At 40.0% G+C, this 23687-nt stretch carries 20 protein-coding genes; 9 read left to right on the top strand and 11 right to left on the bottom strand.

Translation table 11 applies throughout. The annotated features are described in order from the left end of the window. Positions 1–85 precede the first annotated feature (85 nt). From ACW0TQ_RS02545 to ACW0TQ_RS02565, 5 genes are all read right to left on the bottom strand, one after another. Positions 86–1120, bottom strand: a complete 1035-nt coding sequence (locus ACW0TQ_RS02545) for an ABC transporter substrate-binding protein (RefSeq protein ID WP_042531660.1) — start codon at positions 1118–1120, stop codon at positions 86–88. Positions 1121–1544: 424 nt separating this feature from the next. Then, positions 1545–2804 carry a PTS ascorbate transporter subunit IIC gene (ulaA, locus tag ACW0TQ_RS02550; protein WP_052484965.1) on the bottom strand — a complete coding sequence of 420 codons (1260 nt, stop codon included), beginning with the start codon at positions 2802–2804 and terminating at the stop codon, positions 1545–1547. Continuing rightward, positions 2801–3097, bottom strand: coding sequence for a PTS sugar transporter subunit IIB (locus ACW0TQ_RS02555; protein ID WP_193062798.1), 297 nt, complete (start codon positions 3095–3097; stop codon positions 2801–2803). Before ACW0TQ_RS02555 ends, ulaA begins: the two co-directional genes overlap by 4 nt. Then, positions 3094–5187, bottom strand: a complete 2094-nt coding sequence (locus ACW0TQ_RS02560) for a BglG family transcription antiterminator (RefSeq protein ID WP_212929453.1) — start codon at positions 5185–5187, stop codon at positions 3094–3096. The genes ACW0TQ_RS02555 and ACW0TQ_RS02560 overlap by 4 nt, the downstream gene beginning before the upstream one ends. A gap of 415 nt (positions 5188–5602) precedes the next feature. Beyond that, positions 5603–6898 carry a uracil/xanthine transporter gene (locus tag ACW0TQ_RS02565; protein WP_212929452.1) on the bottom strand — a complete coding sequence of 432 codons (1296 nt, stop codon included), beginning with the start codon at positions 6896–6898 and terminating at the stop codon, positions 5603–5605. 260 nt (positions 6899–7158) lie between these two features. Here ACW0TQ_RS02565 and ACW0TQ_RS02570 point away from each other — a divergent pair, with 260 nt between their 5' ends. The 9 genes from ACW0TQ_RS02570 to galT all read left to right on the top strand — a co-directional run bounded on the left by ACW0TQ_RS02570 (position 7159) and on the right by galT (position 18180). Next, positions 7159–8046 carry an AraC family transcriptional regulator gene (locus ACW0TQ_RS02570; protein WP_455725306.1) on the top strand — a complete coding sequence of 296 codons (888 nt, stop codon included), beginning with the start codon at positions 7159–7161 and terminating at the stop codon, positions 8044–8046. A gap of 228 nt (positions 8047–8274) precedes the next feature. Further along, a complete protein-coding gene (gene melA, locus ACW0TQ_RS02575; RefSeq protein ID WP_042531649.1) occupies positions 8275–9573 on the top strand; it encodes an alpha-glucosidase/alpha-galactosidase in 1299 nt (432 codons plus the stop codon). 197 nt (positions 9574–9770) lie between these two features. Then, on the top strand, positions 9771–10817 hold the full coding sequence (locus ACW0TQ_RS02580; RefSeq protein WP_042531647.1) for a LacI family DNA-binding transcriptional regulator: 1047 nt from the start codon (positions 9771–9773) through the stop codon (positions 10815–10817). Between the two features lie 300 nt (positions 10818–11117). Beyond that, complete coding sequence (locus ACW0TQ_RS02585; RefSeq protein ID WP_042531645.1) at positions 11118–12410, top strand: ABC transporter substrate-binding protein; 1293 nt, start codon at positions 11118–11120, stop codon at positions 12408–12410. A 197-nt stretch (positions 12411–12607) separates the two neighbouring features. After that, the gene (locus ACW0TQ_RS02590) at positions 12608–13504 is read left to right on the top strand and encodes a carbohydrate ABC transporter permease (RefSeq protein ID WP_042531643.1); all 897 of its coding nucleotides are present in this window, start codon (positions 12608–12610) and stop codon (positions 13502–13504) included. After that, positions 13504–14334 (top strand): carbohydrate ABC transporter permease, encoded by an 831-nt coding sequence (locus ACW0TQ_RS02595; RefSeq protein ID WP_042531641.1) that lies wholly within the window; start codon positions 13504–13506, stop codon positions 14332–14334. The genes ACW0TQ_RS02590 and ACW0TQ_RS02595 overlap by 1 nt, the downstream gene beginning before the upstream one ends. A 191-nt stretch (positions 14335–14525) precedes the next feature. Beyond that, positions 14526–15704, top strand: coding sequence for a galactokinase (locus ACW0TQ_RS02600; RefSeq protein WP_212929451.1), 1179 nt, complete (start codon positions 14526–14528; stop codon positions 15702–15704). After that, positions 15701–16705, top strand: coding sequence for a UDP-glucose 4-epimerase GalE (galE, locus tag ACW0TQ_RS02605; RefSeq protein ID WP_042531637.1), 1005 nt, complete (start codon positions 15701–15703; stop codon positions 16703–16705). The genes ACW0TQ_RS02600 and galE overlap by 4 nt, the downstream gene beginning before the upstream one ends. Next, a complete protein-coding gene (gene galT / locus ACW0TQ_RS02610) occupies positions 16702–18180 on the top strand; it encodes a UDP-glucose--hexose-1-phosphate uridylyltransferase (protein WP_042531636.1) in 1479 nt (492 codons plus the stop codon). Before galE ends, galT begins: the two co-directional genes overlap by 4 nt. 50 nt (positions 18181–18230) lie before the next feature. On the opposite strand, the gene ACW0TQ_RS02615 is transcribed toward galT, so the two are convergent. The 6 genes from ACW0TQ_RS02615 to ACW0TQ_RS02640 form a co-directional block, all read right to left on the bottom strand. Then, entirely contained in the window at positions 18231–19400 is a 1170-nt protein-coding gene (locus ACW0TQ_RS02615; RefSeq protein ID WP_042531634.1) for an ROK family transcriptional regulator, read from the bottom strand. Positions 19401–19578: 178 nt separating this feature from the next. Next, on the bottom strand, positions 19579–20616 hold the full coding sequence (locus ACW0TQ_RS02620; protein ID WP_193062784.1) for a galactitol-1-phosphate 5-dehydrogenase: 1038 nt from the start codon (positions 20614–20616) through the stop codon (positions 19579–19581). 30 nt (positions 20617–20646) lie between these two features. Next, the gene (locus tag ACW0TQ_RS02625) at positions 20647–21969 is read right to left on the bottom strand and encodes a PTS galactitol transporter subunit IIC (RefSeq protein WP_042531631.1); all 1323 of its coding nucleotides are present in this window, start codon (positions 21967–21969) and stop codon (positions 20647–20649) included. Between the two features lie 35 nt (positions 21970–22004). Further along, complete coding sequence (gene gatB / locus ACW0TQ_RS02630) at positions 22005–22280, bottom strand: PTS galactitol transporter subunit IIB (RefSeq protein WP_042531629.1); 276 nt, start codon at positions 22278–22280, stop codon at positions 22005–22007. A gap of 38 nt (positions 22281–22318) precedes the next feature. Further along, positions 22319–22780, bottom strand: a complete 462-nt coding sequence (locus tag ACW0TQ_RS02635) for a PTS sugar transporter subunit IIA (protein WP_042531627.1) — start codon at positions 22778–22780, stop codon at positions 22319–22321. Next, on the bottom strand, positions 22773–23558 hold the full coding sequence (locus ACW0TQ_RS02640; protein WP_212929450.1) for a DeoR/GlpR family DNA-binding transcription regulator: 786 nt from the start codon (positions 23556–23558) through the stop codon (positions 22773–22775). The genes ACW0TQ_RS02635 and ACW0TQ_RS02640 overlap by 8 nt, the downstream gene beginning before the upstream one ends. Positions 23559–23687: the final 129 nt, after the last annotated feature.

The raw sequence follows: 23687 nt of genomic DNA on the forward strand, positions 1-23687 counted from the left end.
ATATTGCATCAAACATTCAGATAAAATTTCTAATAAGATATAAAGCAATGTCTTTGAGTGATTAACTTACATTTTCTTTATATGACTATTGATCATAAATTTCATTCTCCCATTTTTGAATAATCTCATCACGTGATTCTGCCGCATCGCTTAAATCAAAATCTATTAAATGATAATCTGAAAGTTCTATAGCTTGTTCCGCATCCGCAGCTTCTGGATGGGTTACATTATTATAGTTTCCAAAATCTTGTGCTGCTTCTTGCCCTGCTGGTCCTAATACCCAGTCAATAAATGCCTCAGCCAATTCAGGGTTAGGAGCATCTGCAATCTTAGCTACTGCAAATAATTCATATCCTGCTCCATCAACCACAGTAGGCTCTAAATTATCAAATCCTTCTTCCATACTTTTAACAGAATTATAGTAGAATAAGATCCCTGCTCCCGCTTCTTCCATTCCCACCATCCTCGCCGGAGCGACCCCGCTAGTTGTATATTGTTGTACTTGTCCATCCAATGCTTCCAAATAATCATAAGCCTCTTCTTCATTATCAAAGTACTGCAATATATTATAAAGTATTGTATAAGCCGTACCGGATGAAGCTGGATGAGGCATAACGATTTCCCCTTCATACGCTGGATCAAGTAAATCTTCCCAAGTTGTAGGTGCTTCTAGTCCATTGGCATCTAAGAAATTTTGATTCACTACAAAACCTAAAGGATTAACTAACATTCCAGTCCAATATCCTTCATCGTCCTTGTATTCATCTGAGATATATTCCGCTGTAGGCGATACATATGGTTCAAGCAATTCCTCTTCCTTAGCTACTTCAAATGTTTCTGCCGGTCCGCCAAACCAGACATCTGCCTGCGTGTTCGCACTTTCCGCACGAACTCTTGATAGAATTTCCCCAGCAGATAACCGAACCATATCAACTTCAATTCCTGTTTCTTCTGTAAAAAGGTTCATTGTTTCGATAGCACGCTCTTCATCCGAACCAGCATAAACCGTTATTTTACCTTCTAACTTATCATCTGGCTCATCACTAGAATCGTCACTTCCACAAGCGGCTAGTATACTTACGATTAATAATAGAGATAACCTCCAAATACTTTTTCTCATTACGTCCCCCCTCCCTATATATTCTTTAACTATTGTTTTAATATGTATTCTTTGTTTAGAATAGCAGTCTATTAAATGGTTTATTGCTACAGGATTATGCTAAAAGCCAAAGCTTCAGTTACCTCATACCTTTACTTCCAATAACCTATCCACTCTTCCGCTCTAGCCATTGAATTAACTCCCTTGTTTTCATTACTTCCTTATATTATGTATATAACTCTATATGTACACGCTTACAATATCAATAGTAATTAATTTCCTTTTTAAATGGCAGTAAATTGGTATTGAATATTTACTATAGACTATGTAATTTAAAATAGATGCCTTAAGGTATACAAAACAAAAAATCCTCTTTTATTATGCAGGTTAGAAATTTTCATCATTTTTCTCTGCTTAATAGAAGAGGACATATTAAATTCAGTTATTACTGCACCAGCCACCCAATCAAAATCCCAATCAACTGCAAATCCGTATCTCCAAATGTCGTTCGCGTATAACCTAAATCCCGCAAATAACTTAACAACGGAATCGGCAAAATAGTAATAACCATCCCATGCACGATACTCATACAAACCAGCGCCTTGATTCCTCGTAACTTATATGCAATAACTCCCGCAGCGCCGCCGGAGAAGAAATGCGGAATGACGCCTGGAATAATAATCGTATACTGCACTGCGGCCATGCCAAACATTACACCAAGTCCGCCCAAAAAGCTGAGGATAAATCCAACCATTGCAGCTAATGGAGCGTAATTAAATAATACCGGCGCATCTAACGCTGGAACGGAGCCCTTGATCCATCTGCTTGAGACTCCTTCAAACGCCGGCAGAATTTCCGCAATCATCATCCGTACACCGGTCAGAATACAGTACATTCCAGCTGTAAACCACAAAGATTGCACAATCACAAAAATGATAAAATTTTGATCATTAAACAAGTATTGAATCGCATCTCTTTGCGCAAAAATAGCCGCAATAAAAAAGAGCAGAAATGAAAATATACTAATGATCAGCACATGATCATACATAAAAGGCTCCAGTTTTCGGATGAATTTCGGAAAATCTGCTTTTTCTTCTTTTCTTTTAAATAGACTGGTGCTTAACATACCTGTCATATAGTAGCCAACACTATTAAAATGACCAATCGCAATCGAGTCATCCCCTGTCACACGTTTGACAAACGGCTGAACCAGCGCAGGCATGCAGGACATCATCAGCGCTAACACGAAGCCGCCGAAAATATACAGCCACCAGCCATATTGCGAAGCATGTAAAACAGCAACAATCACTGCGGACATAAAAAGGACCTGATGTCCTGACAAAAAGACATACTTCAATCTTGTAAAGCGTGCTATTAATAGGTGCCCGACCATTCCAATCGAGATGGTTATCGCAATTTCTCTTCCGTAATTAATCTGTACTAATGCCGTTATCGCTTCATTATGCGGAATCATGCCAATCATATTAAAGCTGTCTTGAATCATCACTGCTAAATTGGAAAGGGACACATTGGCAGCAGATGCTCCTATCTGTAACAATGTCACCCCTACCATTACTTTCACGGTTCCGCTGAGAACCCGAAAAAAACCTGCTCTGGCAAGTAATAGCCCAATACATGTTATCGCTCCTAATAAAATCGCAGGCTCCCCGATAAACCCCCTTGTAAAACTTTCAAAAATATTCATACACGTTCACGCCACCGCTTCACAGTATTTGCATTTTCCAAGCTTTCTTTTACTAAGGCTCTATCTGCAATAAAGGAAAGTCCAAGAATTTCTGTTTCTTTTACCTGCAAATGCTGTACCACCTGCTTTGCCCCGATAATCAAATCTGCTTTCATGAAGGAGGCGGCACTTACATCCGATTGTTCCACAATGACGTCATCTAATTCCCATTCTTGAAAATGCTGTTTTACTTGAAGCTTTAAAACAAGGCTTGTCCCTAAACCGCCTGAACAAACAACTAGCACTTTTTTCATTTGCTACCCTCCTCATACTCCAACATCCATTTCCATACCACGTCGATATTTCTTTCATGGCGCAGCTTGTCTAATAACTCCTTCGAATTAACAACCTCCAGCATCATCTCCACTGCAGTGACATGCTGGATTTTATCTTTGGCAGCAAGCAAAATAATCCACCATACTTTTTCCTCTGTTCCGCCGAAAGAAATCGGTTCCTCCAACGTCATAAAAGCAAAACCCGTTTTCTTAATCGCTGTACTGCTCAAATGAGGAAAAGCAACGCCTGGCGCCACGATAAAATGATGCTCCTGTTCATTGATGATTTGAGCCACTTCCGTTTCATATGTATGCTCCACGACATCTTGTTTTACTAAAGATTGATTCAATATAGATAATACTTCTCTCCAATCAGAGACTTTTTCTCTTAAATGGATACACGAAGGCGCCGTTAATGAAGTAACCTCCGAACTCATTGCCCCTTGATTCCCGCTGAAATACCGGTATAAATCATTGAACAATTCTCCCTCATTCAACACCACCGTGTGCTTTTTAACAGACTGATAGATAGTCATTACTGTCTCGACAATCGGCAATTCGGTGTTTGCCTGATAGGTTCCTCTTCCAATAATCCGCTCCAGATTTTGCTGATCAGCTATCGACAATAACGGATTTACTTTCACATGATTGACTTGCAGCTGCTGGGTAAATGGAACTGTTGTAACAATCAAATCAGCATCTTTATCTGTCAGCCCATACGCCTCTTTTACGGAAAATTGCCCTGTTATAAATACTTGCGGGAACAATCTTCTTACTGTCCGTTCAAGCAGTCTGGATGTTCCGAGGCCAGAGCTGCAGACAATCGCAATTCGTTTACTCGGCAGAAACGGTTCCTGCTCTAATCCGGCACATAAGTGTACTACAATAAAACCAATCTCATGTCTATGAAGTGTCGTTAAACCCCAATGCGGATTTTTTTCAATAAACGCTTTTACTTGTTCAATATATTTACGATACTCTTTTTCCAGATTATCGAAATAAGGATTATCAATGTGAATATGATACTTCATGCGATACATTGCTGATTGCAAATGCGTCGACAGGCCAATAATAATATTCTCCCGATTGCTTAAACGAAAGCGGTTCGCCTGCTCGAAGGTCTCTACAATCTCCCGCGATAGTGACTGGCACTTCAGCCAATAATCTCCTTCCCCGCTTAAACGCCTTGCCCCCAGCAGATGCATGGATATGTAAGCTAATTCATTGGAGAGCTGAAGAGATGCATCTTCCAAGCCCATTAATCGCCTAAACTGTTCTCGTACTGCAGTAAACTTTTCATCCTCAAAGATTTTTAATTCATCATCTTTATCAAAGTCTGCAATAAATTGCCCTGACTGGATTCTTTTCCATTGAACAGCGCAATTCAGAAACAGCTCGTATTTACTCGCATCGATAAAAGCAATCCCGCTTAGCTCCTCTACCTGCTCAATCCAAGATACTACCCCATGAACATCCACATCTGAAATCATATCTTCTAAATCCGTTTCATTCATGGAAGCGGAGATTCGCCTTGTTACATACAGCTCCAGTATCTCTTCCTCTGTCCACTGTTCTTTCAAAAAATCTAAAAATAACATGCGTTTATTGTTCTCTTCCCCAACCAGCGAAATTTGTTTATTCTCTCTGGACAGCATTAAATGATAATCTTCCATTTCCGTCTTTAACTGATTATAATCATTCTGGAGCGTATTCATACTAATCTGGTAATCCTCACATAATTCTTCCACATGGATAGATGAATTTAGTAATAGAAGCTTTTGCATATCTTGCCGGCGCTGCACTGCACTTAAATAATCCTTCTGCTTGTACATTGCCTCCTGAAGCACCTGCTTCTGCTTCTCTCCTAAAATCAGCCGTGCCCCATACTTGCGATGTCTCTCCAGGCTAAACCCTGCGCCAATGTCCATCAGCCACGTCTCGATTTCAAGTAAATCCTGCCGAATCGTCCGCGGCGAAAGCTGATAGGCTTTATTCAAGTCAGCTAAGGAAACAAACGCTTCTTCTTCAATTAACCGTTCTAAAATTTTCTTTTGTCTGGATGAAAGCATGTTATCCCCTCCACATCACCGAAACCTCTCCAGCTCCTATGTACATTTGATTTAAAATTCCGAAAAAAATAAAGAGATAATCTCGGAAATAAAATGAAACCCCTATCATTATTTTTGATAGTATATCATTTTTCGACAAGGAAATCTATATGATAACTTTTAAGTCAGAATGGTTTATACCTGGTGTGAAAGTGCCTGGGAAATAGGATTTCTATCATTAAAATCCCTCCTGAATAAGCTATTAAGTTGAATAGTTTATGCTGCTATCCCATGCTGTTCGCTAGAAACATGGCTTTTGTAAACATTATTTTCTTAAACAAAGGAGCTGTCTTCCCATACAAACCATTCAGTTAGCGACAGCTCCTTAAAAAACGTCCATTGATTTATTCACCGCTTCTTTATCTATAACCTGTCCTTATGTGCGATTCCAATCAAAACCATTCTCAAGTATAAGTGCTAAAATAATACCTACTAATAACCCGCTGCTTAACAACGGACGAAGAAAGTCAGGCAAGGTATCGAAATATGAAGCAGGGAAGGTCATAATAATGATACCGACAAATAAGGGAACAGCCGACCGATAAATATTGAGCGTATTAAATTCAACCTGACGAAAGAAACTTAATGATGAATTGAACAGCTGTAAATAAGAAACAAATAATACTGCACTGCCTATACTCAACGGCAGCATAGAAAAAAAGTGCCCGATTGGCGGAATAATGCCCATTAAGAAGAACATGAAACTGCCGAGAATAAAAGGTAACCGCCTAATGATCCCTGTCTGATTCAAAAAACCAATGGATGAGACATACGGCGCATACGGGACAAGTCCAAGCACCCCAGACAGCCCGGTAAAAATCCCTGTTATCGTAAATGAGGAACGGTATTGGGAATCGCTTGTCTCTGCACGATAGATACTATCCGTCCCTTTTAACGCTCCAAACGTATTCGCTGTATTCAGCAGACCAGCTAACACTGTCGTTATAACAATACCCGTATCCCACGTTGGTTTACCCAGCGGGAATAATGCCATACTCGATGAGGCAGTTTGGCTAATCGCTCCCTGTTGCTCAAAAGTGAGATTAAATGCAATCCAACCAATAACTATTCCGATTAATAACCCGTAGCGTCTAATGCTTGCTGGAGCTTTAATACTAATAATAGCCACAATGATTGCAATCATAAAAGACAATAGGGAAATAGATAAATTAATTTGAGCATTTTCCGCCTCGTTTCCAAAAGGTATACCCAGCATACCTTTTAAAAATATCCCGATTAATTGGCATCCAAATAAAAACATAAATACTCCCATAACAGCCGGGTTAAATAATTTGGCAATATAAGGTCCTGCTCCGCTTACACCAATAATCACTGTGAGGATTCCAGAAATAATAATGCCTGCTGTCAAACTTCCTCCAAGCACATCTAAAGGCATTCCTTGTGCCGCAGCAGTAGAAGTCAGCGTTAAGATAACGCCCCACCAAAGCCCCGATTGCCCTTCCATTATTGCCCGTTTATGTCCGACCAAAGCCTGTACCATACACGCTATTCCAGTCACAATAAACGATAATTGAAGTAAGCTGGCAATTCTTTCTTGGGAAAGCTCAAAAGCCGCACCAACTGTGATTGGAATTACAACAATATTTGTAAAAATAAAAAAGAGCCATTGAAGACCCGAAAACCAATTGCTTGATTTGAATAACTCCTTCATCTTTAGTCCTGCCTTTCCTGCATTAAATAAAACAATTCTTATCCATATCCTTTTTACCGATAGTTTGGTTATACTCTTAACCCTATCAGAAATGGGTTCTTTTTTCATTAGGCTATCATCATTTATTACCTATCTTCACCAGTTACTTGGCAGATAGATATAAGTTATTTCGTTTTTCTCTGAACAAGAGATTTGTCAGTCACTCATCCTCCAGTAAGATAACCCATGTTAAAATGTAAAAAAATGAAGGAGGTATTTCCTTGTATAAAGATATCAGCCACAACTCATATGGATTTCGTTTTCAAAGAGCTTATCAAGATAACGTAGCAGATTTGCATGCGATTGGCTTCGAACATCATCAAAACCCCGCTAATTACAGCTGGCATGGGCTGGAAAGAGGCGAAAAGGATATTATTATCTTTCAATATACGCTGCATGGGAACGGTGCAATATCCATCGGGGATACCACGCATGAATTAACAAAAGGAGATGCTTTCTTTATTGATGTTCCGAGCGATCATCGGTATTATCTCCCTGCTGATGCAGAGGAATGGGAATTTATTTTCTTTACCATTACTGGTACAGAGGCAGCGAAGTTATATCAGCAAATAACGAAAAAGCATGGTCATTTATTCCAATTGTCCATTCATTCAAGCCCCGTTAATTATATTTTTAATACCTTAAAGAGAATAGAAACGGCAGGGATTTCTCATGGCTACAAGGCTTCCTCCTGCGCCTATTCTTTTCTGATGGAATTTCTCGGATACTTAGAATATAACCAGCAGCAATCTAAAGCAATCCCTCCTTCTATCTCAAAGGCAATCGAATTTATAGAGAATCATTATAGTGAAGATATTACATTAGATGAAATCGTCAGCGTATCCGGCTTATCCAAATATTATTTCACACGCCAATTTGTAAAGTCTATAAATGAGACGCCAATCCGTTACCTGACAAAAATCAGAATGAAAAAGGCGCTTCACTTATTAATTACTGAAAAGAAAAGTATCGAGGATATTGCAAAAGAAGTCGGGTATACATCCAGTAATTATTTTAGTAAAGTTTTTAAGCAAACCATTGGAGAAACCCCAAGTAATTACCGACAAAACACAGATATCATGCCAGTTAACCAATTATTTACCGATTAAAAGAGAGCAATATATTACTTATTTTCAATTTATTTTACGATTGAAAACGCTTTACGCATCTATTAATATGTAGATAAGCAATAGCAATTTAATCGTACTCAAAAAGAGACCTTGTTTCTTTTTTTACTCTTTTTCAGTAAAACAATTTACTAAAAAGAAGCAAATATGGATTCATCAGAAAGACATTCTCATATTACATTTTGATTCTACTTTAGGAGGAAATAGCTTATGTCCAAAATTACATTTTTAGGTGCGGGAAGTACGGTTTTCGCAAAGAACGTATTAGGTGACTGCATGACAGTCGATGCGTTGCAGGATTTTGAATTTGCTTTATTTGATATAAACGAAGATCGGCTTCAAGATTCTGAAATGATGTTAAATAACCTGAAGAAAAGCTTGAATGCTACAGTTACGGTAAAAGCGTATCAGGATCGTAAAGAAGCATTACGCGGCGCAAAATATGTCATTAATGCGATTCAGGTAGGCGGTTATGATCCTGCTACCATCACAGATTTCGAAATCCCGAAGAAATATGGATTGCGTCAGACCATTGCAGACACCTTAGGGATCGGAGGAATCTTCCGTAACTTAAGAACCATCCCTGTCATGCAGGAATTTGCACGTGATATCAAAGAAGTTTGCCCGGATGCCTGGTTCCTTAATTATACGAATCCGATGGCTGTTCTAACGAATATCATGCTGAAGGAAGGCATTAAAACAGTCGGACTTTGTCACAGCGTACAGGTTTGTGCAAGAGATCTGCTGGAGTCTTTAGAAATGCCGACAGATGACGTGCAGTGGAAAATCGCCGGTATCAATCATATGGCCTGGCTGTTAGAAATCACGCGGCACGGTGAAGACCTCTACCCTGAAATTAAAAAACGTGCGAAAGAGAAGCAAAAAGAAAAGCATGATGATATGATTCGTTTCGAATTAATGGATAAATTCGGCTATTATATTACAGAATCTTCTGAACATAATGCCGAATATCACCCATACTTTATTAAAAGTCAATATCCTGAATTAATCGAACGATTCAATATTCCATTGGACGAGTATCCGCGCCGTTGTGTGAATCAGATTGAAGATTGGAAAAAAATGCGTGATGACTTAGTAAACGACCAAAACCTGACACATGAGCGCTCTCGCGAATATGGCTCTTATATTATTGAAGCGATGGAGACAGACAAGCCATTTAAAATTGGCGGAAATGTATTAAATACAGGACGTTTGATCAGCAACCTGCCAGAAAATGCAGTCGTGGAAGTGCCTTGCTTAGTAGATGCAAGCGGGATTGCACCAACGTATGTAGGTGATTTGCCGGAACAGCTCGCTGCATTAAACCGGACGAATATCAATACTCAATTATTAACCGTAGAAGCTGCGTTAACGAGAAAGAAAGAAAAAATCTATCAAGCTGCAATGCTGGATCCGCATACATCCGCGGAACTATCCATGGATGACATTACCTCATTATGTGATGATTTGATTGAAGCGCATGGAGATTGGCTTCCAGCGTATGAATAACTTAGATTCCCTCTCCTTGCTATGGTAAGGAGAGGGAATCCTAAAAGCTTTCTTGTAGTATACAGGCTGATTCACTTTGTTTTTCCAAGAACATCATAAACGCTTTTTCTATTTGTATTTCACCTTGTTGAAAGCGTTTAACTCACCTGATAGTATATTAGCATAGTAAAGTTTAGTAAAAAAAAGGTGGGGAACCTATGGCAACAATTAAAGATATCGCAAGTAAATCAAATGTCTCTATTACAACCGTATCAAGAGTTTTAAACCATGACACATCCTTATCTGTAACGGAAGAAACACGCCAACGGATTATCGAGGCAGCTAATCAATTAAATTATCAAACGGTTCGCGGCAGAAAAAAACAGCTTCAAAACTCTAGTCCGACTTATAAATTTGGGATACTGATGTGTCAGTCCCTTGAGGAAGAACTTAGTGATCCGTATTTCTTATCCATCAGACATGGTATTGAAAGTCAATGCAAGCATTTCAACATCGAAGTTAATGAAGTTTATCGGATGAGCGATTTCCATTTGCATCAGCTGAATGTTCATCTGGATGGTCTCATTATTGCTGGAAAAATCGATGAAAGCCTTGTAGATACAATCCATGAGCAAATCAAGCATCTGGTCTTTGTCGATCATTCTCCGGATGAAAATCGTTTCGATTCTATTGTAATTGATTTTGAGAAATCCACTTGGATTGCTTTGGAGCATCTATTCTCTCTAGGTTATACCAATATTGGATATATCGGCGGAATGCAAGGAAAACATATCAAAGCAAATGAAAAGCGGGAGATAGAGGATGAACGCTATGTATTTTTCACAAAGAAAATGAAGGAACTGGGTAACTATAATGATGCTCATGTATTTGTAGGAGAGTTTACGATGTCTGATGGCTACCGTTTAATGAAAGAAGCCATCCAAAAAGGAAATTTACCGGAAGCCTATTTTATTGCAAGTGACCCGATGGCAGTAGGTGCATTAAGAGCTTTACAGGAAGCAGCAATAAAAGTCCCTGAAGATGTCGCTATTGTCAGCTTTGATAATGTAGAAATGGCCCAATTTGCCAGCTGTCCGTTGTCAACCATTCATGTTCCAACAGATACGATGGGAAAAACAAGCGTAAAGCTGCTGCTTGACCGATTACAGGGCAGAGACATTCCATTAAAAGTGAATGTCCCTACCACATTTGTGCAGCGCGAAAGCTGCGGTGCACTAGCAAAAACACGGCATGTTCCAAACTAGCTTTCGATATATCAAGGAAACCTATTTTTCTATCAAGACGCATTTTTTCATAATTTGTTAGAAAACTTGGTTGTCACCAAGCCTTTAGGTGACAACCTTAGTTACACTTATGCAGTAAAAAAGTTTATACTTTCTTACCTGCTAAACAAGCAATAGACCTAGAATCGTTTTTGGCGGAACAGATCTAGGTCTATCCATAGCATACTAATAGCAAGCGTACGCTATTTCATCTATTATAGGAAATATTTCGTACTCCTTGCAACTGTACCGATTCAAATTACTGATAAAAGGAGTATCCTTATGCGATTATGCCTTAAAACATTATTGTTGTTGATGCTGACCGGCCTTATTATAGCAGGCTGTTCGAATGATGATGCTGAAAATAAAACCGATTCGGAGGAGAGTACACAACCGGGAAACCAAGTAACGTTAACCTTTTTCTCTACTGTATCCAATGAAGCAGAGCAAGAAGCGATGCAGAGCGTTGTCAACGATTTTGAAGCAGAATATCCGGACATCAATATTAATTTAAATATGCCGGGACAAGACTATGAAAGTCAGCTGCGAATTCGAATGGCAGCAAATGATTTGCCCGATTTATTCGATACGCATGGCTGGGCCCAGAACAGATATGGAGAATATACCATGGATTTGCGGGACATGGACTGGGTAGACGACATGGATCCCACACTGGAGCAAAACTTTGTAGATGAGGAAGGCAAGGTGTACGCCTACCCGCTCAATCAGGCAATGGATGGGTTAACTTATAATAAAGAGATTCTTGATGCGTACGATATTGAAGTACCAGAAACATTTGATGAATTTATGGAAGCTTTAGAAACAGTAAAAGAAAAAAGCAACGGAGAAATTGCGCCTCTTTGGTTCGAGGGCTCTAATGAAAATGCTTTTGGTCAGTACTATGATCAATTTGCCAGCCCATTGCTTATCACCCATCCTGACCATGATTACAGTGAAGAATTACTAGATGGCAGTTTTGATTGGGAACCTTATGACTACTTATCTGAAAAATTGTTAGAAATGCATGAAAAAGAATTATTAAATATAGACGTGCTCACTGCAAGACCATACGAAAAAAATCAATTACTTGCTCAAGGCAAAATTGCTTTTGTTATGCAAACTGTACCTATCCATGTGATTCAAGAGTTAAACCCGGATATCGAACTGGGCATCATGCCTGTACCGGCTATCCATGAAGGTGATGACCCGACCTGGATTGGCGGCGAGCGGCATACGGTTGCCATCTGGAAGGATACAGCGCATCCTGAGGAAGCAAAAAAGTTTATTGATTTTTTAGCCAGACCTGAGAATGTAAAAGCTGTTGCAGAAGGAACCTCTTTAGCAGCTGGACTTACCAACGCTACTGCTGATATCTATTACCAGGATTACTATGAGCAATATGATGACATCTTGGTAGAGCCATATTTTGATCGAGTTTATTTACCAAATGGCATGTGGAAACCACTGGGAATGAGCGGACAAGAGTTACTATCTGGCGCCCTTTCTCCTGAAGGCGTCTCTCAAAAAATGAAAAATGAATACTTACGTTTAATAGAACAGGCGGGCTTTGAATAAATAACAAAAGCGTAGAGATTGCGCCCCGAACTTTGGGGTGGTTCGACCTTGGTCGAACTTCCATTACTTAAAGAGATAAAGGAATCACAATGAGGTAACGAACTGATGATGACTTATCGTAGGGCACAACGGGAAATCTCTTAGTTTGTGGCGTTCGGAGCTGGAAATCAATTTGTTTTTATAGGAGTTGAATATAAATGACGGTAAGTACGAAAAAAATAGGAAGAACGAAGCAAAATTCATCCCTTTGGTGGATGTATTTACCAGCCCTCCTGTTTGTTGTCTTTTTTATTGTATATCCTTTCTTAAACGGGATTCGTATTTCATTTACAAACTGGAACGGGTTTTCACAAACTTTTGATTATATCGGATTTAGACAATATACAAGAATGTTGACTGACCCCGATACCTGGACGGTAGTCCGCAACACATTAATATACGGCATCGGCAGCACCATTTTCCAAAATGTTCTTGGACTCGCCTATGCTTTATTACTTAATCAAAGTGTCCATTTTAAGACCCTTACACGAACCATTGTTTATTTGCCTGTTATTATCAGTCCTTTGATTATGGGCTATATCTGGTACTTCTTCTTTTCCTATCAAGGGGGAGCTTTAAACGATGTCCTGATTGGATTAGGATTAGAAAGAATCAATGTGCTTGGTAATGTAGATATCAACATATGGATTATTGTTTTCGTAAACACGTTCCAATTCGTAGGTATCGCAATGATTATCTATCTGGCCGGACTGCAAAGTGTATCGAGAGATTTTTATGAAGCAGCAGAAATTGATGGTGCTTCTTCCTTCCAGAAGTTCAAAAATATTACGTTTCCCTTATTGATGCCTTCCATTACGATCAATATGGTGATTAACATTATCGGCGGCCTCAAGCTGTTTGATGTCATTATTTCATTAACAGGCGGCGGTCCCGGAAATTCATCTCAATCGATGTCTACGTTTATGTACGATCTATATTTTGGAAGAGAAGATGCCGGCTATGCTGCTACACAAGGTGTTCTGATGATGGTTATTATTCTCATCCTGAGTTTATCTGCATTGATTTATTTCCGACGCAAGGAGGTTGAAGCATAATGGATTATAGTTCAAATAGAAAAAAAATTGCTTTATCGACACTCGCCTTATTCATTACGGTGCTTCATTTTCTTCCTTTTTATGTGCTAATCACCACTGCGCTGAAGGAAAAAAGTGACTTCAGTTCAAAGTGGGTCTTCCCTTTCGATATTAGCTGGTCTAATTTCAGGGAAGCCTGGGAGGCAGCAAATCTAGGGAATGCCCTATTAAATACAGGTATCATTACATTTTTTGCAGCGGCCATATTGATTATTGTCGGTTCTTTGGCCGCCTATCCATTAGCACGCAGACAGACAAAGCTGAATCGTTTTATGTACATGTTTTTTATCGCTATTATGGTTGTACCGCCTTTGGCTGCGTTAGTTCCACTGTATCAATTAGTAGTCAACTTAGGGTTGATGAATACACACCAGGTTGCCATATTTAATAATGTTGCTTCTTATCTGCCTTTAACTATCTTTTTATACGCTGGATTTATCCGGTCTACCATACCAAAATCATTAGAAGAAGCGGCTCGAATCGATGGAGCAGGGACATTTCGGATTTTCTTTCAAATTGTATTTCCGTTATTAAAACCAATCACTGCTTCGATTCTGATTATTGCTTGTGTGTATATTTGGAATGATTATCAATTTGCGATTTTCTTCCTTCAGGATGAGTCCGTTCAAACCATGACAGTTGCTTTATCCAAATTCTTTGGAGAAAATGCGAATAATTTAAACTTAGTTGCTGCCGCTGCAATTATTGCTACCTTACCAATGGCAATCCTGTTCCTCCTTCTGCAAAAACACTTTGTACAAGGACTTGCAGCAGGATCGGTAAAAGAATAAAAGAAAGCTTCTTGCGATAATTTCTATCGTAGGGAGCTTTCTTCGGGATATCTATTTTCATTTGATGAATTTTTTAATAGAAACATTTGCAGAATAGGAGGAAAAACTATAAAATGAACTTAATTAATTAAATTAATAAAGTTGCAATATGGATAAGCATACCAATAAAAAATATAAATCAGGAGGTCCTTATGACAAATCTAACCCAAGCATTTCACCAGATTTTTGATACATCCGAAGCCCCTCGCCGCTTTTTCGCCCCTGGGCGAATCAATCTCATTGGTGAACATACGGATTATAACGGTGGTTATGTCCTGCCTGCTTCTATCTCATTTGGAACGTACGCACTTGCCAGAAAAAGAAATGATCAAAAATTACGTTTCTATTCTTTAAACGCTTCTGAAAACGGAATAATAGAATGTGACCTCGATCATCTTTCTTACCAGAAAGCGCACGGCTGGGCGAATTATCCAAAAGGAATGGTCCAATATATGAAACAAGAAGGCTATGCCATCACATCCGGTGCAGATATCTTATTTTATGGAAATATCCCAAATGGTGCCGGTCTTTCTTCATCCGCTTCTTTAGAATTAGCGACCGGTGTATTGCTGGAAGGACTTTTTAATTTGGAAATAGACCGGCTTCAGCTGATTCAAATCGGGCAAAAAGTAGAAAATAATTATATTGGGGTCAACAGCGGGATTATGGATCAGTTTGCTGTCGGGATGGGAAAAACAAATCATGCCATTCTCTTAAACTGCCAAACACTGGAATACAGCTATGCACCAATGCATTTACAGGATTATGAGATTATCATTATCAACACCAATAAACAGCGATCCTTGGCAGATTCTAAATACAATGAACGGTTTGCGCAATGCCGGCAGGCGCTCCAGGATTTGCAAAAGGAACTTTCCATCCAGCACCTTGGTGAATTATCGACGGAACAATTTGAAGCAGCGAAGCACCTGATCACAGATCCAGTTAATCAAAAACGGGCCAAACACATTGTATATGAAAATGCGCGGACACTGGAAGCATTAGAGAAACTGCGTAACGGCGACTTACATGCTTTTGGCCAGCTCATGAATGCATCGCATCTTTCGCTCCAATCGGATTATGAGGTGACTGGAATCGAATTAGATACGATTGCAGCTGCGGCTTGGGAACAGGAGGGCGTCATTGGTGCACGTATGACCGGCGCCGGATTTGGAGGATGTGCCATCGCTATTGTCCATCAGGATGCAGTAAGGGACTTCAAACATCATCTCAAGCAAATTTATCAGGACAAAATCGGCTATGAACCAACATTTTACACTGCTTCTATTGCAGATGGCGCCAAAGAAGTAACGGAGGAGGAGATAAAATGAGCATATTCGTTTTAGGTGGAGCAGGATATATCGGTTCTCACGCCGTCTACCAATTAATCGACCGCGGCGAGCATGTCGTCGTCGTGGATAGTCTGGAAACAGGACATCAAGAAGCAATCCACCCTGACGCTTCTTTTTACCAAGGAGATATCCGGGATATCGATTTTTTACGAAGCGTCTTTGCAAAAGAATCGATTGATGCCGTTGTTCATTTTGCAGCCAATTCACTCGTTGGAGAATCCATGGAAAATCCGCTTAAATACTTTGATAACAACGTTTACGGTACGCAGGTGCTGCTCCAGGCCATGGTCGAATTCGGAGTGGATAAAATCGTCTTTTCTTCCACTGCCGCTACATATGGAGAACCGGAAACAATTCCGATAACGGAAAAATTGCCTGCCAATCCGACCAATGCTTATGGAGAAACCAAGCTGACAATGGAAAAGCTCATGAAATGGACAGAACATGCACATGGCATCCGTTACGTTTCCTTACGCTATTTTAATGTGGCCGGAGCAAGAGAGACAGCAGAAATCGGCGAGGACCACTCTCCCGAAACGCATCTGATTCCCATTATTTTAGAGACAGCTCTTGGGCAGCGTGAAGCAATCACTATATTCGGAGACGACTACGATACACCGGATGGCACCTGCATACGAGATTATATCCATGTGGAGGATCTTATTCAAGCACATCTTCTGGCATTAGATTATTTAAAAGAAAACGGGCAAAGCGATATTTTCAACCTCGGAAGCAATCAAGGGTTTTCTGTGAAGGAAATGATTGAAGCTGCTCGTAAAGTAACTGGAAAAGTAATTCCTTCCCAAATCAGCAGCCGCCGTGCCGGTGATCCAAGTGTTCTTATTGCCAGCTCTGATAAAGCAAAGGAAATATTGCATTGGCAGCCTTCCCGCACCTCAATTGAAAAAATTATAGCAGACGCATGGAATTGGCACAGCAGTAATCCAAATGGCTATGCAGGAGGAGACGATTTAAAATGATTTACCATGATATCCAAGGATTAATCGACAAAGCGATAGAAAAAGAATTAATCGAAGGCTCCGATGAAATTTATGCACGAAATCAAGTCATGTCCTTGCTAAAAATAGCGGATTTTCCGGATCAGACAGTAGAGCCGACAGAAGATTCCATCCCTAACCTGATCGATAAAATCGTAGACTACGCGGTAGAAAATCACATCATTGAGGATGTTTTTGATGCGAAGGAAATCCTATCAGCTAATGTGATGAATTGCTTTGTCGCCCGCCCTTCTGTTGTAAATGCTATTTTTAAAGAAAAATATGCAGCATCACCAAAAGCAGCGACGGATTATTTCTATGCCTTAAGCAAAAATAATAACTATATCCAGATGAACCGTATCCGTAAAAATATTCATTTTAAAGCGGAAACAGGTTATGGCAATCTTGATATTACCATCAACCTGTCCAAACCTGAAAAAGATCCGGAGCAAATCAAAAGAGAACGCGCACTTAAGCAGACGATTTCCTATCCTAAATGTCTTTTATGTATTGAAAATGAGGGATATGCCGGACGGACTGGTTATCCGGCAAGAGCAAATCATCGTGTAATCAAGGTTCCGTTAGGAGATGAAAACTGGTATTTTCAGTATTCGCCTTATGTTTATTACAACGAGCACAGTATTTTACTCGCAGAAGAGCATCGTGATATGAAAATCGATAAGCAAGCATTTGAACGCCTGGTTACGTTTACGGAAAAGTTCCCACATTACTTTATTGGCTCCAATGCAGACCTGCCCATTGTCGGAGGCTCTATTTTAAGCCATGACCATTATCAGGCTGGAAATTACGAATTCGCGATGACGCATGCTGAAAATGCTTTTTCATTTTTGATTCCAGACTTCGATCACGTCTCAGCAGCCGTGTTAAAATGGCCATTATCTGTGATTCGGCTGCAGAGCGAGAATAAATCATCCTTGCTTGAAGCTGCCGATCATATTCTGCAAACATGGAAAAATTATTCAGATGAACAAGCAGCAGTACACGCATTTACGGACGATACACCGCATAATACTATTACACCAATTGCCAGAATACGCGAAGGCAGCTATGAACTGGACCTGGTATTACGCAATAACCGGACATCCAGCGACTATCCGCTGGGGATTTTCCATCCGCATGCAGATGTCCATCATATTAAAAAAGAAAATATCGGCCTGATTGAAGTCATGGGGCTTGCCGTTCTTCCAGCAAGGTTAAAGGATGAATTGCAGGAGATCAAAAATGATTTATGCGGAAAGCCAAGTAATATCGCTGACTACCATCAGGAATGGGCCAATCAAATAAAAGATAAATACGGTACGATTTCCAGCGAGGAACAAGCAGAAGATATATTACAACAGGAACTCGGCTTGAAATTCAAGCGGGTACTGGAAGATGCCGGGGTATTTAAAGAAAAAGCTGCGTTTGACAGGTTTATTGCGGCATTGGATACGTGAATCATTCATATAAAAACCGGACGGACTGCTGATAAAATGCAGTCCGTTTTTTATACTGGATTAAATAATTCAATCAAAAGTAAGGATATAGCTCCAAGCACCGTGGCATTATCATAAAGATTCGTCGCCTCAACCTGTGTTTCCTTTGCTTTCCCTGTCAAGGCACGCTGATGAATCGTTTGTTTAATAACAGGAAGCATTATTTCCCGGCTGTTCATAACGCCTCCGCCCAGAATAATTTTATCCGGATTCAGAATATGAATTAAATTGGTCAAGCCAATGCCGATAATTTCCGCAATTTCTTGAAAAACCTCGATATATTCTTGCTCGCCTGCTATCGCACGTTCATAGATAGTTTCCGCTGTATCTGCATCCTGGGAAGCACCTTTTATTTTTTTATGCGCATACGCAACAATTGCTGATCCGGTCGCAAAAGTCTGTAAGCATCCTCTATTCCCGCAGGTACAGCGTTCTCCATGAAGATCGATGATCATATGACCCAGTTCGCCGGCAATATCCTGTGCTCCATGATATAATTTCCCATTGATAACGATACCCGCACCTACACCGCGTCCAAGATTAACAGCTACCATGCTTTCCACATTCGCATGACCGCCAAACCAGGATTCTCCTAAAGCCATGGCACGGCCGTCATTTTCCACTTTGACGTTCAGATTGAATGCTTCCTCCAGCTCTGCTTTTATTTGAATATTTTTCAGCTCCAGGTTCGGCGCAAATAAAGCGATGCCTGTTTCAACTTCGACTACCCCATGCATGGCTACACCGATGCCGATAATTTTATCGTCTTCAACAGAGGAGGCTTGTAATACGTTGTGAATACCGTCTTTTAGCATCGTCATAAAGGCTTGATTGGTTATCGGCTTTTGAATGATGGCAGATGACTGCTCCAAAATTTCTCCGGATAAATTAGAAAGGATGCATCGGATTGTTTCTGGTCCTGCATCTACTCCAATGACGTAAAACGCACTGCTGTTCACATAAAGCAAGGTTGGTTTTCTTCCGCCTTGCGAAGCTCCCAATTCTTTTTCGATCACCAGCCCTTCCTCTATTAATTCTTTGACAATGCTGCTGACGGTCGGCGGGGTGAGTTTTGTTTCTTTCGCTATTTGTGCTCTTGATATCGGTTCAAAGGTACGAATTTTATTTAAAACAAGTGATTTGTTGACCGATTTCATTAATTGAAAAGTGCCTCGCTGCATCCAGATTCTCCGTTCATCGTTTTAGAAATATCATACCATAGTTAATTTAATTTATTAAGTAAGCTGGCCGCATCTATTTGGTTGTACATCTTTCTTCTGGAGTTTCTATATCTTAAAGTTGTGGTGACGAAAAAAACTTGAAAGATACAATGAAACTGTACCCTTCAAGGCTTCCTTCCTACTGTCTTACATCATATAAAAACTTAATCGAATGATTATCCGGATCAATCATTTTCTGGAATGGTTCTTCTTTGACCTCCAGCGGGTTCACTTCATGAATCAAGGCTTTTACATCGATTTTTCCATCCTTCATGTATTGTAAAGCTGCTGTCCATTCAAATCCTGGAAAAGGAGCGGAATAGGACATCCAAGAACCGTATACTTTTAATTCTGCTCTTAGAATTCTTTCAAATACATCTGCTGGGAATGTAATCTCTTTCTTGGCTGTGCCAACATATACAACCTGACCAAGCTTCTCCACTACACTCAATGACTGAACCTGAGTCTGCGGCACCCCTGCTGTTTCGACTACGATTTCCGGTCTTTGATTTTCTTTAAAATAATCATCTAAATCAACTTCTAATGAATTGACGATAACTGTAGCTCCTAACGCTTTCGCCATTTCCAGCTTTGCGTTGTCAATATCTATAACCGTTATCTCTCCTGCACCCTTTGCCTGCAGTGCGAGCAGTGACATCATGCCGATTGTACCTGCTCCAAAAACAACGGCGCTTGCCCCGGCGTGAATATCGACTTTTTCAATTCCATGGATAGCAACAGTTAATGGCTCAATTAACGCCGCTTCCTGGTCTGTAATTTCATCCGGTAAAGTCAGGATATTTTTGGCATTTACCGCAACGTATTCAGCCATTGCCCCCTGCTCTCGGGAACCAATAAAACTATAATTCTCGCAAAGCGCCGGATGGCCGCTCGCACAGCTGGAACACTGTTCACACGGAACTAATGGAGCTACTGCCACGCGGTCTCCTTCATTTAATCCCTGCACTTCGCTTCCTGTTTCCGTAATAACACCTGAAAATTCATGCCCTAAAATGGTCGGGTAATGATGCACCTTCCCATCAAAATAACGGGCTAAATCGGAACCGCAAATTCCCACATAAGCTACTTTCACTAACACTTGATTAGGTTTAATAACTGGTATTTCCATATCCTTTACGGAGAAGTTTGCTTTACTTTCCAGCACTAACGCCTTCATTTCAACGACATCTCCTATCTAAAATTTCCCTCATATTTTCTCTCTTTTAAATTGAACGTACGTAAAAATAATACTGAATACATAAATTCCGCCAATGATTAACAATGGGACTAAATTTTGAAGCTGGAATAATTCTTTCAAAATAAATGTGATTGGTGCTCCGCCTTGGTCCAGAGAAGCAACTTGGCCGCTTGAAATATTTCCTGTATCTGTTGCCAGCTTCGTATGCACGCCTACCATCATATTCGCGATCCAGATAGTGATACTCATGATAAACGCTCCGGAAATAACCGTCCGGAATAAGTTTCCTTTATGGATCCCTACTGCCATCGATACAAAAAATCCAATGGTAGCCAAGTCGCCAAACGGCAGGACTTGGTTGCCAGGAATCAAAATAGCAATAACCAATGTTAATGGAACAAAAATCAGGCTTGCTGCTACTACTTGGGAATTGCCTAATAGTAATGCTGGATCCAGCCCAATATAGTATTGCTGTCCTTGGAAGCGTTTGTCTAATATAGCCTGCGCAGCTTCTGCTATCGGCATTAAACCTTCCATAATAAATTTAACAACTGTCGGCATCAAGACCATAACAGCAGCCATTTGAATACCTAACTGCAGCACGTCAGATACAGGGTAGCCTGCCAAAAATCCAATGACAATACCTAATACAGCGCCAATAATGACTGGCTCGCCGACAACCCCAAAACGCTCTTCAATCTTACTGGAATTAATATTCACTTTTTTTACACCTGGAATTTTATCGATAATGGCATCAATGACCACTGCAAATGGAGCGGACCAGGTTCCGGAACCATGCGGAATCGCTATCCCTTCCAAGCCAAAATGCTTATTCACTGTCGGTGCAAACCAATCACCCAGCTTGTAAACAAAGGCAGAGTGAACAACAACACCAATAATTGCAAACCAGAAGTTTCCGGTTGCTGCCAAAATAATGGCTCCTGTAAACGTCATATGCCAGATATTCCAGATATCGACGTTAACCACACGGGTCATTTTCGTTACAAGCATTAGCACGTTGACAAGAATGGCTACAGGAATAGCTACCATAGCAATCGTTGATGACCATGCCATCGGGGAAGCTCCCGGCCAGCCGACATCAACCACGGAAAGGCCTAAATTAAAGCGGTCCGCCATTTCCTGTGCAGCTGGTCCTAAATTATCTGTTAAGAGACCAATGACCAAATTAATCCCGACAAATCCGACACCAATGGTTATCCCGGAACGAAGGGATTTTCCAATGCCTTGTTTTAAACAAATTCCCAATATAAAAATAACTAATGGAAGCATTACGGTCGGCCCAAGATCTAATATATATTGTAAGATTTGCATGGACGGAATTTCCTCCTTTTAATAAAGAGATTGCTCTACTGCAGAACCTCTAAAATTTCTTTTTTTGTTTTGTCTAACCCTACTCCTGAGATAAATGCCAATCCATGAATAACCGGAACACCGTAATCCTTGTCCACCTTAGCTGTGGTTACAATCAAATCTGTACCGCTGACTTTCGACCCTAATTCACTTACACGGCATTGTGATACATCTGCATCAATGTTATTTTCCTTTAATAAAGCTCTGATTTTATTTGCTGCCACCGTTGACGTTGCTACTGCTCCACCACATGCTACTAATACTTTTTTCATTTTAAATTCCTCCAATTTTGGTTAAATAATATTTTTATTTATAAATCTAAATTTGATTCCAGTAATTGATACGCTTCCTCTACTGTTTGAAGCTGTAATAGCTGATCTAAAAATGCTTGCTGCTGCACCAGCTCCACTATTTTTTGCAATACTTGAATATGTTCTTCTCCATCAGAGCACCCAAGCAGAAAGACGACTTTCACTTCAATTTCGTCAGAGTCGCTCCCCATAATCCGAAAAGAAACGGGCTCCTTCAGCGTCATTAAACCGATTTTACTTTCATTTACATAACTTGCATCTGTGTGTGGAAGTGCTACTCCGATTACGCCTGTCGGAACACCAGTCGGGAATTCTTTTTCCCTTGCTTTTAATCCCTCGACATATTCACTGTTGGCATAACCCTTCGTAATCATAACGCTTCCAATCTCTTCAAAAATGGCAGCTGTTGAATCTGCGCTGCTATTTAAAAGAATCAAACCTTTATCAAGATAATTATTCATCTTTATAACTCCTCTCCGCTTCAACGGTATAGACTTTCGTTTGCAGTGATTTGATGGTTTCTACTGCTTCTGCATCAGATGTTGTGTCTGTGATTAAAATATCGACTTCATCAATGGCAGCTACTTGGTTCATCGAAGTAGAATGGAATTTGGAGAAATCAGCCATCATAATTTTTAGCTGGCTATGTTTCATCATCAACCGGGATACTTCCGACTCTCCCATATGCATATTGGTATAGCCTGCCTGCAAATCTAAACCGCCTATTCCAAAAAATCCTTTATCTACAAAAAGCTTTTCAATCCCACGATAAGCAATTGGTCCAAATAAAGAGTTTTCATTTTTCCTTACATTCCCGCCGATAATAATGACATCAAAATCAGAATAATCGATGAGCTCCTGTGCAATCGGCAACGAATTGGTAATAATCGTTAAATCTTTCTTGTTATTTATTTCTCTGGAGAAGTATAAAGCGGTTGTTCCATAGTCTATATAAATGGTATCCCCGTCTTCCACGAGTTCAGCAGCTTTTTTAGCAATAGCCTTCTTTTCCTCTTCATTCACTGTTTTTCTCGTTACATACTTTGTCTCCAGATTGGCTTTATTAAGTATCGCTCCCCCATGAACCTTCCGAACAATGCCTTCCTGTTCCATTTCATAGAGATCTTTGCGGATGGTTTCCCGAGTTACTCCTAAATCATTACTTAAATCTGCAATTCTCACGCTTTTATTTGTTTGCAGATACTGCATGATAATTTCTTGACGATCTTGTGAGAGCATCTAAACACCTCCTAAAGGATAACTTGCAAACGCTTTAAATTGATTATAAGACATAAAACAAAATAATGCAAACATATTTTTATTATTTTTTTGCTTTATTTAAATTTTTCTTTGCTTTTTTTTGCTTTA

Source organism: Oceanobacillus sp. M60, assembly GCF_053839645.1.

Bases quoted from the DNA above. Each gene is read 5' to 3' on its own strand.
- ACW0TQ_RS02545 (WP_042531660.1), bottom strand. From the start codon at position 1,120: ATGAGAAAAAGTATTTGGAGGTTATCTCTATTATTAATCGTAAGTATA.
- ulaA (WP_052484965.1), bottom strand. From the start codon at position 2,804: ATGAATATTTTTGAAAGTTTTACAAGGGGGTTTATCGGGGAGCCTGCG.
- ACW0TQ_RS02555 (WP_193062798.1), bottom strand. From the start codon at position 3,097: ATGAAAAAAGTGCTAGTTGTTTGTTCAGGCGGTTTAGGGACAAGCCTT.
- ACW0TQ_RS02560 (WP_212929453.1), bottom strand. From the start codon at position 5,187: ATGCTTTCATCCAGACAAAAGAAAATTTTAGAACGGTTAATTGAAGAA.
- ACW0TQ_RS02565 (WP_212929452.1), bottom strand. From the start codon at position 6,898: ATGAAGGAGTTATTCAAATCAAGCAATTGGTTTTCGGGTCTTCAATGG.
- melA (WP_042531649.1), top strand. From the start codon at position 8,275: ATGTCCAAAATTACATTTTTAGGTGCGGGAAGTACGGTTTTCGCAAAG.
- ACW0TQ_RS02580 (WP_042531647.1), top strand. From the start codon at position 9,771: ATGGCAACAATTAAAGATATCGCAAGTAAATCAAATGTCTCTATTACA.
- ACW0TQ_RS02585 (WP_042531645.1), top strand. From the start codon at position 11,118: ATGCGATTATGCCTTAAAACATTATTGTTGTTGATGCTGACCGGCCTT.
- ACW0TQ_RS02590 (WP_042531643.1), top strand. From the start codon at position 12,608: ATGACGGTAAGTACGAAAAAAATAGGAAGAACGAAGCAAAATTCATCC.
- ACW0TQ_RS02595 (WP_042531641.1), top strand. From the start codon at position 13,504: ATGGATTATAGTTCAAATAGAAAAAAAATTGCTTTATCGACACTCGCC.
- ACW0TQ_RS02600 (WP_212929451.1), top strand. From the start codon at position 14,526: ATGACAAATCTAACCCAAGCATTTCACCAGATTTTTGATACATCCGAA.
- galE (WP_042531637.1), top strand. From the start codon at position 15,701: ATGAGCATATTCGTTTTAGGTGGAGCAGGATATATCGGTTCTCACGCC.
- galT (WP_042531636.1), top strand. From the start codon at position 16,702: ATGATTTACCATGATATCCAAGGATTAATCGACAAAGCGATAGAAAAA.
- ACW0TQ_RS02615 (WP_042531634.1), bottom strand. From the start codon at position 19,400: ATGCAGCGAGGCACTTTTCAATTAATGAAATCGGTCAACAAATCACTT.
- ACW0TQ_RS02620 (WP_193062784.1), bottom strand. From the start codon at position 20,616: ATGAAGGCGTTAGTGCTGGAAAGTAAAGCAAACTTCTCCGTAAAGGAT.
- ACW0TQ_RS02625 (WP_042531631.1), bottom strand. From the start codon at position 21,969: ATGCAAATCTTACAATATATATTAGATCTTGGGCCGACCGTAATGCTT.
- gatB (WP_042531629.1), bottom strand. From the start codon at position 22,280: ATGAAAAAAGTATTAGTAGCATGTGGTGGAGCAGTAGCAACGTCAACG.
- ACW0TQ_RS02635 (WP_042531627.1), bottom strand. From the start codon at position 22,780: ATGAATAATTATCTTGATAAAGGTTTGATTCTTTTAAATAGCAGCGCA.
- ACW0TQ_RS02640 (WP_212929450.1), bottom strand. From the start codon at position 23,558: ATGCTCTCACAAGATCGTCAAGAAATTATCATGCAGTATCTGCAAACA.